A 14,210-nucleotide genomic window follows, 5' to 3' on the forward strand; every position below is an offset into this window, starting at 1 on the left:
TGCCCTCATCGGTGAACGCTGATGAACCACGCATCTGGCTCGATAAAGTAGAACTTGATGTACCAGCCGGCCTTTTTCAGCACGTGGACCGCGATGCCCGGGACGCTGTGGTGGGCGCTGCAACTGTGGTCCTGGCCCTTGCAGGCGCCTACGACCTGGATCAGTTGACTGGTCGAGATCTCGCCGGTGGCCAGCAGGTTCTTGACCTCGATCGAGCCACGCGCGGCATGCAGATAGTGGCCGCTTTGTAATGCATTGATCAGGTCCCGCCTGACCTTCCTGAAGCCTCTGTCCATGACGTCTTCTCGTTTGTACGACAAGTGTCGTACGGAATCAATGGGAAGTTGACTGAAAGCGCCCAAAGGCATTTCAGCGGTGTTCAGAGGGGAGTCGATCTTAGCCCGGCAGGTGCGGGCGGCAGGGCTTGGCTAACGGTTTGCAATACATCCGTGATGGCCAACGGCTGGCCTGTTGCGGTGCGTCCGATGCACCGCAGCCAGTTGCCGTCAGAAGAAGCGGGTCACGCTGATCTTGGCGTTGCGCCCCAGGCTGGATGCGTTATCGCCGCTCAGTGGTGGGCGATAGTCACGGTTGAACATGTTGTCCAGGGTGAAGTTGACTTCGGTGCCCTTGAGGTAAGGCTGCTGGGGTTTCCAGTTGGCGAACAGGCCGTGCACGTTGTAGCGGTCGTTCTTGTACTGGTCCCAATAGGAGTCGCCCAGGGCGCTGCCCGGACCGCCGGCATAGATGTCGCTGGGCACCCGGTCGGTCTGGCGCACCCACTGGCCCTGCCAGCCCACTTGCGCATCCCACTGAGGAATCTTCACCCCCAGGCTGGCCACCCACTTGCGTGGCGGGATGTCCCGGGCCCAGACGTTCGGCCCCCAGGGGTTGGTGTAGGCGCCTTCATGCTTGCCGGTGATCCATGAGTAGGACAGGGAGCCGAACAGGTAGGTCGAGTCGTAGAAGCTTTCCACCTCGAAGCCCTTGATGGTCAGGTCGCCGATGTTGCGATAGACGCCGATGGTCGGCTGGTTGCACACCTGGCTGATGCTCTTGCCGCTGGTGAGTTGCTCGGGGCAGCCGATCCCGAGGTTCTTCATGATTTCGTCTTTGATGGTGTTGTGGAACAGCGTGGTACGCACCTGGACGCGGTCGGCCTGGGTGAACACGTCGGAGAAGCTGGTGATGTTACCGGCGCGCAACGCGGTGATGCGTTCCGGGTCGAGGTCGCGGCTGGTGGCGGAACGGGTGGAGGCGGCCGACTGGACCTCGTACTGCTCGTCGATCACCGGCGCGCGCCAGGTCTTGCTGTAGTCGGCGAACAGGGCGAATTGCGGGGTCACTGTCCAGAACGCCGACAGCCGAGGCGACCAGCCGGTGTAGGTCTTGTCGCCGTAATCGTGGCCCGCCACCGGGTCGGGGCTGTTGTAGAACGGTGCGTCGTTCTTCTCGCCGCGGTTGCGCACATGGTCGTAGCGCAGGGACGGGGTCAGGGTGAAGTCCCCCAGGGTGATGGCGTCCTGGATGTAGAAGGCATTGTTGTCGACCTTGCCGTGGGGCATGAAGCCAGGCTGGTAGTAGCCGTAGTTGTACTTGGGCACTTCATAGGTCTTGCCCGGCATCCACATGTCCACTTCGCGAGTGTGCTTGCGGATCTGGATGCCATTGGTCAGCGCGTGTTCCAGCGGGCCGGTGCTGAAGCGGCTGGTGTTTTTCAGGGCCAGGATCTTGTCGTCGTAGCCCACGGTGATCTTGCGGCCACCGGAGGCCGGCTGGAAGAAGGCGTTCGGCCCGCGTTCGTCGGTCTGGTCGGTGGTGGAATCGGAGTACTTGGCCTCGAAGTCGATCCATGGATTGTCCACGGGGGTGTACTGGTACTTGGCGATCCAGGTGGTGTCGATGGTATTGCGCTGGGCCAGGAAGCGGCGGGTGGCGCCGTCATAACCGTACTTGTTGATGTCGCTCTGGCTCGGTGGCGTCGGGTAGCTCTTGGCCGAGAAGGGTGCCCAGATGTCGCTGTTGGAGCGCATGTAGCTGAAGCCCAGGCGATGTTCGTCGGTCAGTTGCATGTTCAGCTTGAACAGCTCGCCTTCCATGTCCTGGGCGGTATTGGGCAGGCGCTTGGGGTTGATCGGGTAGGCGTTGCGCGGGTCGGGCTGGGCGCTGGCGATCTTCATGTCGTCGCCGTCGCGCTTGGTCCAGTAGGCCAGGGCATCGAAGCGGTGATCATCGGTACGGCCGTACACCGCGCCGGTGTAGGCCTGTTCATGGCTGTTGCTGCTGTAGCCGTACTTGACCATGGCGCCAGCGTTGCGACCTTCCTGCAGCAGGTCCGGGGCGTCCTTGGTCTCCATGTGCACGGTGCCGCCGAAACCACCGTTGCCGGTCTCGGGGGAGTGCGGGCCTTTTTCCACTTCGATGCGCTTGATCAGCTCCGGCTCGATGAACACCGAACCCTGCTGGTAGCGTTCGAAGCCGCTCTTGGTGGCGCCATCAACGCTCATCGGTACGTCTTCGGCATCCCCCAGGCCCCAGATGTTGATGGTCTGGCCGCCGGGTTTGAGCGAGCCGCCCAGGCTCACGCCGGGCAGGGTGTCGATCAGGCTGACCACGTTGGTGGCCTGGTGGCGATCGATTTCCGCCTGGTTCAGGGTCGAGCGGCCGACACTCGAGGAGTCCACTTCGGTGCCGTTGCCGATCACGCTCATGGCCCCCAGTTGCAGGGCCGAACCACTGCTCAGGTTGGTGTCGGCGGGGCGCACGATGTAGGTGTTGTCGACCTTCACCAGGTTGAACCGACCGTCCTGCAGCAAGGTGCGAATCGCCTCTTCCGGGCTGTAGTCACCCTGCAGGGCCGGCGCCTTGGCGTTGCGCAGCAGTTGCTCATCGAACAGCAGCTGGATCTTCGCCTGCTGGGCGATCTGGCTCAGGGACGCGGCCAGAGGCTGCGCCGGCAACTGGAAATGCAGCGGCCCGGCGTAGGCCTGCAGGCTGAATGCCAGGCAGGCGGCGAGCAGGGTAGGGCGGGTACGGACTAACGGAACAGGCAAGAGCGCGCGAAACATGACTTCCCCCAGAGCGGCTTAAAGGCCAAAAAAGCGCTGCGTACAGATCGCAGACGGGAGGAAGACGCGGCAGTGAAAAAAAACCTCATATGCGAATGAAAAATATTCTCATATGAGTTGGATCAACGAGCCTCGAGCCTCAGCTGGCCGTCGGCCAGGGGTACGGCTTTTACCGGAATCAGCACGGGCAGTGCCTTGATCAGGGCGTCGGGGTCGTTGACATCGAGGTTGCCCGAGACCTTGTAGGCCCCCAGAGAACCCTCGGCCAGTTGCACCGGCTGGCGCCGATACAGGTTCAACTCATCCACCAGGCTGGCCAGGTCGCGGTTGCGAAAGGCCAGGTGCCCGCTGCGCCAGTCCGCGACCTCATCGCTGTCCAGGGTCTGCTGGCGCAGGGTGCCTTTGTGCAGGTCATAGGTGGCTTGCTGGCGGGCGCCGAGCAGGGTCAACTCCCCGGGCTTGCCGTCCGGGCTGAAGGCCACCTGGCCGTGGGCGACGCTGACCACCAGTTGGCGCTGGCCACGACGCACGTCGAAGGCGGTGCCCACCACCCGCACTTTGGCCGCGCCGCTGTGCACCCACAGCGGGCGCTCCTTGTCGGCGGCCACTTCCAGGTACAACTGGCCCTGTTGCAGGTAGATATCACGCTGCTGGGCGCTGAAATCCACTTTCACCTGGGTGTTGGCGTTGACGTACAGGGTGCTGCCATCGGGCAGCTTGAAGGCGCGGGCGCCCTTTTCCTGGGCCGCCACCTGCTGGATGTAGGGCCCCTGGGGCGTGCCCAGGTTGACTGCCAGCACCGCACAGAGCACCGCCGCGGCCGCCGCCAGGGCCGGGCGCCAGGGGGCGGGCTTGCGCCGGGGCAGGGGAATGGGCCGGCTCAGTTGCTGCAATTGCGCAAGATCGACCCACAGTTCTTCGAACTCGGCATAGGCCCGGGCGTGGGCCGGCTCGCTGACCCAGGCATCGAAGGCCTTGCGCGTGGCGCGGTCCGGGTCGTTGCGGTTGCGGGCGAACCAGCTGGCGGCCTCGGCGTCGATCTGCTCGCTGTCGAGGTCGTTGTGGGTGCCGGAAAAGCGGGTCATTCAGGCTGCTCCTTGCCGTTTTCTCGTTGTAGGTGCTGCTTGCAGTGCAGCAGGGCAAAGGCGATGTGTTTTTCCACCATGCTCACGGAAATGCCCATGCGCTCGGCGATCTGCGTCTGGCTCAGCCCTTCGAAGCGGTGCAGCATAAGGGCTTCGCGGCGGCGCGGCGAGAGTTGGGCGAGCACTTCTTTCAACTGTTCCAGGCGTTGCAGGCGCTGGGCCGCGGGCAGGGGCTCATGCTGCTCGTCGGCCAGGGGTTCGTTGTCCAGGCTTTGCTCGTGGTGCCCGTCCTGATGAGCCCGGGAGCGTACCTGCTGGCGCCGCCAATGATCACGCAGCAGGTTGCGTGCCATCTGGAACAGGAAGGCCCGGGGCTGTTCGACCTGGGCCCGGTCACGGTAGTCGAGCCATTGGGTGAACACGTCCTGGGTCATGTCCGCCGCGTCGCTGGCGTTGTCCGTGCGTTTACGCAGGAAATGCAGGATGTCCGCATAGAACCCGCGAACAGAGTCCGCCGACGCAGAGTCGGGCTTGGAGCGAGACATGGATATCCTTCTTGACGACGCGGTGAGCACAAGGTCGCGAATGATATCGAGAATTATTGCTATTTGTCATCCGGGCGATTGATGATCCACCAGCACCGCCTACGCGCCCGAAATACCCCTCCTCGCAGGAGCGGGCTTGCCCGCGAGGGTGCCCTTGCGAGCGATGCCAGGCTTGCAGCCTCTTCGCCGGCAAGCCGGCTCCTACAGTGCAGAGGCGGGGTCTGTAGGAGCTGGCTTGCCAGCGAAGCGGTTCAGATGACGAAGAAGCCGTGGGTGCCATCCCGGCCCAACTGCGCCACCAGGCCGAATTCCCAGTCCAGGTAGCCCTGCATGGCTTCTTTCGGGTTGTCGGTGCCTTCATAGGGGCGCCGGTAGCGGTCGATCCGGGGTGAAGCCAGTTGCTGGCGGCTTTCTTCCACGGGCAGGCCGGCTTCGATCCACGCCGCGGTGCCACCGCTGAGGAGGAACACCGGACGCTGGGTCAGGGCCTGCAGCTGCGGCACCACGAAGCGCGCCAGCAGGCTGCTGCCGCAGGTCAGGACATAGCGCTCCGCCTGTGGCAACTGGGCCAGGGCTTCCTGCAACTGGCTGGGCAATGCCCACCAGGCGCCGGGGATGTGGCGCTGCACGTAGTTGGCGCTGGCGGTGAAGTCCAGTACCAGGGTGCCGGGCTCCTGGAGCCAGGTGGCGAGGGTGCGTGGGCTGATTTCTTCGGCCGGCGAGGTGTCCGGCAGTGGCGCCTGCCAGGGGCCGCGCACGCTGAAGTCGCTGTCGCGCAGGCCGTCCAGCACCGCCACCTGCCAGCCCATCTGGGCCAGCCAGGAAGCGCTCATGTTGGCGCGCACGCCGTCGTCGTCCACCAGGACCAGGCGCGCACCGCGCACGCTGGCGAAGTGGTCGGTTTCCTGCACCAGTTGCCCACCGGGGGTGGCGCGGGCGCCGGGCAGGTGGCCGGCGGCGAATTCCTCCGGGGTGCGCACATCGAACAGGTAGCTGGTGCGCTTGGGGTCGGCCTGCCAGCGCCGCCACTGGGCCAGGTCGATGCGTGCCACGTCGGCGCGGTCGGCCACGGCCCGAGCGGCGTCCTGGGCTGGGGCCCGCTGGGCCTCGTTGATGGCCTTGAAGCGCCGGCTCTGACCGTGTTCGAGCTTCTGCCCGGCCAGGGTCCAGCCGATGGTGCCATTGCGCAGTGCCGCCACCGGGTTGGGGATGCCGGCATTCACCAGGGACTGGGTGCCGATGATGCTGCGGGTGCGCCCGGCGCAATTGACCACCACCCGGGTGCGGGGATCGGGGGCCAGCTCACGCACCCGCAGCACCAGTTCGGCCCCGGGCACGCTGGTGCTGCCGGGGATGCTCATGGTCTGGTATTCGTCGAAGCGCCGGGCATCGAGCACCACCAGGTCGGCCTGCTGGTCGAGCAGTGCCTGGAGCTCCTCGGCGGCCAGGGAAGGAGTGTGGCGCTCGGCTTCCACCAGTTCGCCAAAGGCCTTGCTCGGCACGTTGACGTCCTTGAACAGCTCGCCGCCGGCGCTGCGCCAACCCTCCAGGCCGCCTTCCAGCAGGGCGACATCGCTGTAGCCCAGTTGCCGCAGGCGCGTGGCGGCGCGCTGGGCCAGCCCTTCGCCCTGGTCGTAGAGGGTGATCGGGGTGTCGCGGCGGGGGATGCGCGCATACACCTCCAGCTCCAGTTTCGACAGCGCGATGTTGGCCGCGAACAGCGGGTGGGCCTCGGCGAAGGGCGCTTCTTCACGCACATCGATCAGTGCCAGCTCCTGGCGGTCGAGCAGGGCCTGGCGGATCTGTGCCGGGCTGCGGGTCGGGAAATCGGTCATTGCAGGGGCTCCTTCGACAAGTCCCAGAGGTTAGGCAGCAAATGGTTGGAGTAGCCGGAGACAAAGGGTTTTTCCTGGCCGTCCAGATCGTACACGGCGCGCTGCACGGCACCGATATTGGCGCCATACACATGGATGCTGACGGATACCCGATCGGCATGGGCATTGCTCACCTGATGGATGTCGCCAATGCGTGGCGACACCGCTTCCACCTGGCCCGGCACCAGGCGCAGCGGCGCGCCGGCAGGCTGCAGGCGGCCGTCGGCCAGGCGTTCGAACCCCTGGCTGTCCTCGGCGCCGCGCAGCATGCCGATCAGGCCCCAGACCCGGTGGTCGTGGATCGGTGTGCGCTGCCCAGGGCCCCAGACGAAGCTGACGATGGAGAAGCGCTGGCGCGAGTCGGCATGCAGCAGGAACTGCTGGTAGCGCTGCGGATCCGGCTGGGCGAAGGCCGCGGGCAGCCAGTCGTCCTGGCTCACCAGCTGGTGCAGCAGCGCGGCGCCCTGGTCCAGCACCCGGGCTTCATCGGGATGGCTGTCCAGCAGCTCGGCCAGAGCGGCGATAAAGTCCCGCAGGCGGGCGAAGTTGGCTGATTCGATGGCGACTGTCGTGGCGTTGTGGGGCATGGGCTCCCTCCGTGGACACAAGGCAAATGACGCGAACTACACGGGCGAGCTAAAAGGTATTATTCTTATCGAACATTTTTCCAGTCATTTATTATGCGAAAAAAGAATGAAGATAGATGATCTGAATGCGTTCGTGGCGGTAATCCGCTGCCAGACCATCAGCCAGGCGGCCGATGCCCTGCAGTTGACCCAGCCAGCCATTACCCGCCGGGTGCAGAATTTCGAGGAAGCCCTGGGGGTGGAATTGCTGGACCGCAACACCAAGCCGCTCAAGCCCACCAGCATGGGCTTGCGGGTCTATGGCCAGTGCCTGGAAGTGCTGCGCAGCATCGACGCGCTGAATGAACTGGTGGCCAATGACGGCGCCCCCAGTGGTGCCCTGCGCATCGGCGTGCCGCAGACCATCGGCGATGTGGTGCTGCTCGATGCCCTGAGCCAGTTGAAGGCGCTGTATCCGCAGTTGCAGACCTCGGTGGCCACGGGCTGGGGCAGCCACCTGTTGAGCAAGGTCGAGAACGGTGAGCTGGATGTGGTGGCGGCGCTGTTTCCCGCTGGCAAGGTCTTCCCCGAAGGGGTGGTGGGCCGTTCCCTGGGCAGCATGAACCTGGTGGTGGTGGCGGCCAAGGGCGAGGTGCGCAAGCGCTCGTGCAAACTGGCCGACTGTTACCAGCGCGGCTGGGTGCTGAACCCGGACGGCTGCGGCTTTCGTGCCGGCCTGCAACGGGCGCTGAGCGCACAGGGGCTGTCGTTGCAGATCAACCTGGAAACCTTCGGCACCGAGCTGCAACTGGGGTTGATCGCCAATGGCCTGGGCTATGGCCTGGTGCCGCTGCCGCTGCTGGAAAACAGCAGCCATCGGGACAAGCTGGAGATCGTCCCGGTCAGCGACTTCAAGCCGGTGATCGACCTGTGGCTGGTCCACCCGCGGTTCCTCGGCAACCTGCAAGAGCCGGTGAGCATGTTCGGCGAGATGGTCGCCGCCCGCGTCGGCAAGGCTGCGCCGTAGGAGCTGGCTTGCCAGCGAAGGCTCCCTCTAGGCCGGCGCAAACCTCAGGGGGCTGTTCGCCGGAAAGCCGGCTCCTTCGGATTGTTTTTGATTATTGATTTGCATGTCTTGGCAATCATTGAATGCAATTTTTGTATATTAAGTTAGAACCAAAACGAATTTCACGGACGTTTTTTATGTAGTTAGCATGGGGCTCGAACGCGCTGAAATAAGGATGTTGCGATGCCTGCGCCAGCCCCCCTCACCTCGTCCCGTCGCTGGGCCGAGCGCCCCGGATACCAGCTCCTGGGCAACCTGCTGCTGCGCCTGGTCAGCCCGTTGCTGCTTCTGCTGGTGTGGGAACTGGCCTCGCGCAGCGGGCTGTTGCCGGCGCGGATCATCGCCGCTCCCAGTACCATCGGCGGCACCCTGTGGCAGATGCTCGGCAGCGGCGAACTGGCCGGGCACCTGTGGGTGTCCCTCAAGCGCGCCCTCAGCGGCCTGACCATCGGCGTCAGCCTGGGCACGCTCCTGGCCCTGGTGGCCGGGTTGTCCCGGCGCGGCGAGCTCGCCATCGATTCCCCCATGCAGATGCTGCGCACCCTGCCGTTCCTGGCCATAGTGCCGCTGTTCATTCTCTGGTTCGGCGTGGGCGAGACGCCGAAGATCGCGCTGATCGCCCTGGGCACTACCTTTCCTATCTACCTCACGCTGTTTTCCGGCATTCGCAGCCTCGATCCCAAGCTGGTGGAGGCCGCGACCCTGCTGGGCCTCAAACGCTGGGAACTGATCGTCCACGTGATCCTGCCCGGGGCTCTGCCGGCGTTCTTCGTCGGCCTGCGCTATGCCTTCGGCATCAGTTGGCTGGGGCTGGTGGTGGTGGAGCAGATCAACGCCAGCGCCGGTATCGGCTACCTGGTCAACGACGCGCGGGACTTCATGCGCACCGACGTGATCGTCATCTGCCTCCTGGTCTACAGCGTGCTCGGCCTGGGCATCGACGGGCTGGTGCGCGGCCTCGAACGTTGCGCCCTGGCCTGGCGCCCGACCTTTATCAGGAACTGACCCATGACTCTGTCATTGCCCCAGCAGGGCCGCCTGCGCGCTGCCGTCGAATGCCGCCGGATCACCCGGCGCTTTGCCGGGCAGGCGGTGCTCGATGGCCTGGATCTGGACATCGCTCCCGGGGAGTTCGTGGCCCTTCTGGGCAGCAGCGGTTCGGGCAAGACCACCTTGCTGCGAACCCTGGCCGGGCTGGAACCCATCGACCAGGGCCAGTTGCAGGTGCCTTCGGCCATGGCCGCAGTGTTCCAGGAGCCACGGTTGATGCCCTGGAAGCGCGTGTGGCGCAACGTTGCCCTGGGCGTGCGTGGGGCCGGGGCCCGGGAGCGGGCCGAGGCAGCGCTGGAGGAGGTCGGGCTGGCCCACCGGCTCAATGCCTGGCCAGGCACCTTGTCCGGCGGCGAGGCCCAGCGAGTGGCGTTGGCCCGGGCCCTGGTACGCGAGCCGCACCTGTTGCTGCTGGATGAGCCCTTCGCCGCTCTGGACGCCCTGACCCGGATCCGCATGCACCAACTGATCATCCGCCTGTGGCGGGTGCACACCCCGGCGGTGCTGCTGGTGACCCACGATGTCGACGAGGCGCTGCTGCTGGCCGATCGGGTGCTGGTGCTGGCCAACGGGCAAATCGCCGAGCAATTGCCAATCCGCCTGCCGCGTCCGCGTCAGGCCTCCACCCCTGGGTTCCAGGCACTGCGCGCGCGGTTGCTGCAACTGCTGGGTGTGGAAACCGAGGCCGAGCCGGCCGTCGACATCTCCCTTCCCTTGAGCAGGACTGCCAGCCGATGAGCCTTTCCAGCGTGCAACCGTCTCCGTCCGTGTCCCGTCCCGTCCCTGATCCAGACTCCAGCGAGTTCGCCGACCTGCTGCAGCAACTGAGTGAAGAATTCGCCGCCACCGCCGCGCACTACGACCGTCACAGCGAGTTTCCCCACGCCAACCTGCAACGCCTGCACCAGCATGGCCTGCTGGCCCTGACCGTGCCCCGGGCCCTGGGCGGCAGCGAGGCGAGCCTGGCCCAGGCGCGACGAGTGATAGGCGCCGTGGCCCGGGGCGAGCCTTCCACCGCGCTGGTGCTGGTGATGCAGTACCTGCAGCACACGCGCCTGCAACAGAACACGGCCTGGCCGCTGCACCTGCGCCAGCGCGTGGCCCGGGAGGCGGTGCAAGAGGGTGCCCTGATCAACGCCCTGCGGGTCGAGCCGGACCTGGGTACCCCGGCCCGGGGCGGTTTGCCGGCGACCCTGGCACGACGGGTCGAGGGCGGCTGGCTGCTCAGCGGGCGCAAGATCTACTCCACCGGCATTCCCGGGCTGACCTGGCTTGCGGTCTGGGCCCGCAGCGACGAGGCCGAGCCGCAAGTGGGCACCTGGCTGGTCCACCGTGACAGCCCCGGGATCAGCGTCGAGGAAACCTGGGACCACCTGGGCATGCGCGCCACCGGCAGCCACGACGTGATTTTCGATGAGGTGTTCGTGCCCGAGGAACAGGCGGTGGATATCCAGCCGGCTCACGTGCCCCGGCCCTCCGAGCTGGACAGCAAGGGCGTGCTCTGGCTGGCGGTGCTGCTCTCGGCCATCTACGACGGCGTGGCCCGGGCCGCCCGCGGCTGGCTGCTGGGCTGGCTGGCCCAGCGTGCCCCGGCCAACCTTGGCGCACCGTTGTCGAGCCTGCCGCGCTTTCAGGAACTGATCGGGCGCATCGACGCCTTGCTGCTCAACAACCGGGTGCTGCTCGATGCCGCCGCCGAAGGGCGGATCGCCCCGGGGGAGGCGACCCAGATCAAATACCTGGTGACCAGCAACGCCATCAGCGCCGTGGAGCTGGGCATCGAAGCCATCGGCAACCCCGGGCTGGCCCGGGGCAACCCCATCGAGCGGCATTACCGCGATGTGCTGTGCAGCCGCATTCATACCCCGCAGAACGACGCGATTCTCGGTGCCGTGGGGCGCGCCGCCTTTGCCTTGCCCAGCCGCGGAGCCCAGGCGTGACGCGCATCGCCAGCCAGCTCGACGAGCACTTCAACCAGCAGTTGCGCCAGTGGCTGCCGGGGGTGGAAGTACTGAGCCTGCCTCGGGGCCTGCCGTGTGGCTTGCCCGCCGATATCGAAGTGCTGCTGGCCGCGCCCCACGCCGATTTTCGCAACGCGCCAGAGCCGCCGGCGGGCTGGCCGTTTGGCCTGCGCTTCGTGCAACTGGTGACTTCGGGCCTGGATTATTTTCCTCGCTGGCTGTTCCAGGACCTGCCGGTGGCCAGTGCCCGAGGCAGCACCGCCGAAAGCATTGCCGAGTTTGCCCTGGCGGCGATCTTCGCCGCCGCCAAGCAACTGCCCCAGGTGTGGATCGAGCGCGCCGAGTACTGGCAGCAACGGCCGCTGGCCTCGGTGGCCGGCAGCACCCTGGGGCTGTTCGGCTTTGGCAGCATTGCCCGGGAGCTGGCGCCCAAGGCCCAGGCCCTGGGCATGCAGGTGCTGGCCCTGCGGCGTTCGGCGCAGCCGTTCGAGGTGCCCGGGGTGGAGGCGATGGCCGACCTGCAGGAGCTGTTTGCCCGCGCCGATCACCTGCTGCTGGCGGTGCCGTTGACCGAGCAGACCCGGGGCATCATTGATGCCGATGTACTGGCAGCGGCCAAGCCAGGGTTGCACCTGATCAATATCGCTCGCGGTGCGCTGATCGATCAGCCGGCGCTGTTGCAGGCCCTGGACACCGGGCGCATCGCCCTGGCCAGCCTGGATGTGGCCGACCCCGAGCCGTTGCCCGAGGGGCATCCTTTCTATCGCCACCCGGGTATTCGCCTGTCGCCCCACACCTCGGCCAATTCGCCCCGGGTCTACCTGAGTATCGCTCGCCTGCTGGGACGCAATCTCCAGCGCTGGGGCGATGGCTTACCCCTGGAAAACCCGGTGGAGATCCAGCGTGGCTACTAACGCGCGGTTCCAGCCTTGGCTGGCAGCGCTTCGTGTAGCCGCTGCCGCAGGCTGCGCACGGCCCGAAGGGGCGCCGGGGTTCTCAAGGCCGCTGAAGGTTCGGCGGGAGATCGCCAAGCAAGGCCCTGCGGGCCTTTTCGACAATTTCAAGGAGAGCGGATATGACCGCACATTTTCGCCCCGCGGTGTATGACTTGCCCCGCGATGGCCATACGGTTTTTCGCTGGGAGCATCCGCCCCAGCAGGCCACCGTCGAGCTGGAGCGCCTGCAGCGCAAGCAGAGCCTGGCCGCGGCGTTCCGGGTGTTCGCCCGGCTGGGGTTCGACATGGGCGGCGCCGGGCATATCACGGTGCGTGACCCGGGGCGCCCGGACCATTTCTGGGTCAACCCGGTGGGGGTGTATTTCGGCCATGTACGGGTCCGCGACCTGTTGCTGGTCAACCCCGAAGGGGCAGTGATCGAAGGCGAGGGCGCGTTGAACCTGGCGGCGTTCGCCATCCATGCGGCGCTGCATGAAGCCCATCCCGAGGTGGTCGCCGCGGCCCATGCCCATTCGCTGTACGGCAAGGCCTGGTCGAGCCTGGGGCGCTTGCTCGATCCGCTGACCCAGGACGCCTGCGCTTTCTATGAAAGGCACGGGCTGTTCGACAACTTTTCCGGGGTGGTGCTGGAGGCCAGCGAGGGCGCGCGGATCGCCGCCGCACTGGCGGGGCGCAAGGCGCTGATCCTGCAGAACCACGGCCTGCTCACCGTGGGTGAAACCGTCGAGGCGGCGGTGTGGCGCTTCATCGCCATGGACAACGCCGCCCAGACTCAACTGCTGGCGGAAGCTGCCGGCACCCCGCGGCCCATTCCCCATGAGGTGGCGCGCCACACCGCACGCCAGGTCGGCACCGAGTTTGGCGGCTGGTTCAGTTTCCAGCCTTACCGCGAGCGGATCGTGCGCGAAGAACCGGACTTTCTCGATTAAGGACCATTGCCCATGCAGCGTCGTCATTTTCTCCAACTCTCGGCCCTGGCCGGTCTGGCCGCCGCCTTGCCGCGCCTGGGCCTGGGAGCCTCCGTGGACCTGTCCGGGGTCACCCTGAACGTCGCCACCTACAAGGGGGCGGCGCCGAGCTTCTTTGCCGAGGCGGGCATCGAGCCGCCGCCCTACAAGGTCAAGTACGCTGAGTTCACCGGCGGCAACCTGAGCTTCGAGGCCCTGGTCAGCGGCACTCTGGACATCTCGCCGATGAGCGAGATTCCGCCGATCTTCGGGATCAAGAACCACGCCCCGGTGAAGTTGATCGCGGTGCTCACCGGCGACGTCAACAACCAGGCCTTCATCGTGCCCAAGGGCTCTGCGGTGCAGTCGGTGGCCGAGCTCAAGGGCAAGCGCATCGGTTATATCCGCTCCACCAGTTCCCATTACTTTCTGCTCAAGGCGCTGAAGGAGCAGGGCCTGGGTTTTGCCGATATCGTGCCCATGGCGCTGACTGCGCAGGACGGTTTCGCCGCGTTCCAGAACGGTGCCCTGGATGCCTGGGTCAGCTTCGGCTACTTCATCCAGCTGGCGGAACTGCGGGCCGGGGCCCGGGTATTGAAGACCGGCCAGGGCTACCTGTCCGGCAACTACGTGATCGCCGCCAACCAGCAGAGCATCGCCGACCCGGCCAAGCACGCGGCGATCACCGACTACATCCTGCGCGAGTACCGCTCCTGGCAGTGGATTGCCAGCCACCCCGAGGAATGGGCGACCAGGAGCGCGCAGATTCTCGGCATGCCCCGGGAAGTGTTCCTTGCCCAGTACCGGGCCCAGAGCGGCCCGCGCCTGCTGCAACCGGTGGACGACGCAGCGGTGAAATCCCAGCAGGACGTGGCCGACCTGTTCTTCGAGGCCGGCGTACTGCCCCAGCAACTGGATGTATCCGGCCTGTGGGACCGCAGCTTCCACTGGACCTGAGCCTGTAGCCGCCGGCTTGCCGGCGAAAGGGCGATGACGCCTTCGCTGGCCAGGGTGACGCCTTCGCTGGCCAGCCAGCTCCTACGGAACACCCGACACCCCATGTAGGAGCCGGCTTGCCGGCGAAGAGGCCCT

At 66.0% G+C, this 14,210-nt stretch carries 13 protein-coding genes; 7 read left to right on the forward strand and 6 right to left on the reverse strand.

Annotated features, from left to right (window positions below):
- Positions 1-5: 5 nt before the first annotated feature.
- The 6 genes from AC07R1_RS15940 to AC07R1_RS15965 form a co-directional block, all read right to left on the reverse strand.
- Complete coding sequence (locus AC07R1_RS15940) at positions 6-296, reverse strand: hypothetical protein (protein WP_239692734.1); 291 nt, start codon at positions 294-296, stop codon at positions 6-8.
- A gap of 210 nt (positions 297-506) precedes the next feature.
- Positions 507-3,068: a TonB-dependent receptor gene (locus AC07R1_RS15945; protein ID WP_495110691.1), complete on the reverse strand. Its 2,562-nt coding sequence runs from the start codon at positions 3,066-3,068 to the stop codon at positions 507-509.
- 122 nt (positions 3,069-3,190) lie between these two features.
- The gene (locus AC07R1_RS15950) at positions 3,191-4,153 is read right to left on the reverse strand and encodes a FecR family protein (RefSeq protein ID WP_011059714.1); all 963 of its coding nucleotides are present in this window, start codon (positions 4,151-4,153) and stop codon (positions 3,191-3,193) included.
- Positions 4,150-4,698, reverse strand: a complete 549-nt coding sequence (locus AC07R1_RS15955; RefSeq protein ID WP_011059715.1) for an RNA polymerase sigma factor — start codon at positions 4,696-4,698, stop codon at positions 4,150-4,152. Before AC07R1_RS15955 ends, AC07R1_RS15950 begins: the two co-directional genes overlap by 4 nt.
- A 251-nt stretch (positions 4,699-4,949) precedes the next feature.
- Positions 4,950-6,533: a rhodanese-related sulfurtransferase gene (locus AC07R1_RS15960; RefSeq protein WP_495110692.1), complete on the reverse strand. Its 1,584-nt coding sequence runs from the start codon at positions 6,531-6,533 to the stop codon at positions 4,950-4,952.
- Entirely contained in the window at positions 6,530-7,159 is a 630-nt protein-coding gene (locus tag AC07R1_RS15965) for a cysteine dioxygenase family protein (protein WP_011059717.1), read from the reverse strand. Before AC07R1_RS15965 ends, AC07R1_RS15960 begins: the two co-directional genes overlap by 4 nt.
- Positions 7,160-7,265: 106 nt before the next feature.
- Between AC07R1_RS15965 and AC07R1_RS15970 the strand changes: the two genes are divergently transcribed.
- The 7 genes from AC07R1_RS15970 (at position 7,266) to AC07R1_RS16000 (ending at position 14,075) form a co-directional block, all read left to right on the forward strand.
- Positions 7,266-8,165: a LysR family transcriptional regulator gene (locus AC07R1_RS15970; RefSeq protein ID WP_011059718.1), complete on the forward strand. Its 900-nt coding sequence runs from the start codon at positions 7,266-7,268 to the stop codon at positions 8,163-8,165.
- Positions 8,166-8,387: 222 nt separating this feature from the next.
- Positions 8,388-9,209 (forward strand): ABC transporter permease, encoded by an 822-nt coding sequence (locus tag AC07R1_RS15975; RefSeq protein ID WP_011059719.1) that lies wholly within the window; start codon positions 8,388-8,390, stop codon positions 9,207-9,209.
- 3 nt (positions 9,210-9,212) lie between these two features.
- Entirely contained in the window at positions 9,213-9,992 is a 780-nt protein-coding gene (locus tag AC07R1_RS15980) for an ABC transporter ATP-binding protein (protein WP_011059720.1), read from the forward strand.
- Entirely contained in the window at positions 9,989-11,194 is a 1,206-nt protein-coding gene (locus AC07R1_RS15985; RefSeq protein ID WP_495110693.1) for an acyl-CoA dehydrogenase family protein, read from the forward strand. The genes AC07R1_RS15980 and AC07R1_RS15985 overlap by 4 nt, the downstream gene beginning before the upstream one ends.
- A complete protein-coding gene (locus AC07R1_RS15990; RefSeq protein WP_495110694.1) occupies positions 11,191-12,129 on the forward strand; it encodes a D-isomer specific 2-hydroxyacid dehydrogenase family protein in 939 nt (312 codons plus the stop codon). The genes AC07R1_RS15985 and AC07R1_RS15990 overlap by 4 nt, the downstream gene beginning before the upstream one ends.
- Positions 12,130-12,290: 161 nt before the next feature.
- Entirely contained in the window at positions 12,291-13,100 is an 810-nt protein-coding gene (locus tag AC07R1_RS15995) for a class II aldolase/adducin family protein (RefSeq protein WP_015634468.1), read from the forward strand.
- Between the two features lie 12 nt (positions 13,101-13,112).
- Positions 13,113-14,075 carry an ABC transporter substrate-binding protein gene (locus tag AC07R1_RS16000; protein WP_011059724.1) on the forward strand — a complete coding sequence of 321 codons (963 nt, stop codon included), beginning with the start codon at positions 13,113-13,115 and terminating at the stop codon, positions 14,073-14,075.
- The last annotated feature ends 135 nt before the right edge of the window (positions 14,076-14,210 follow it).

This window comes from Pseudomonas sp. GW821-FHT07F01 (genome assembly GCF_059418825.1).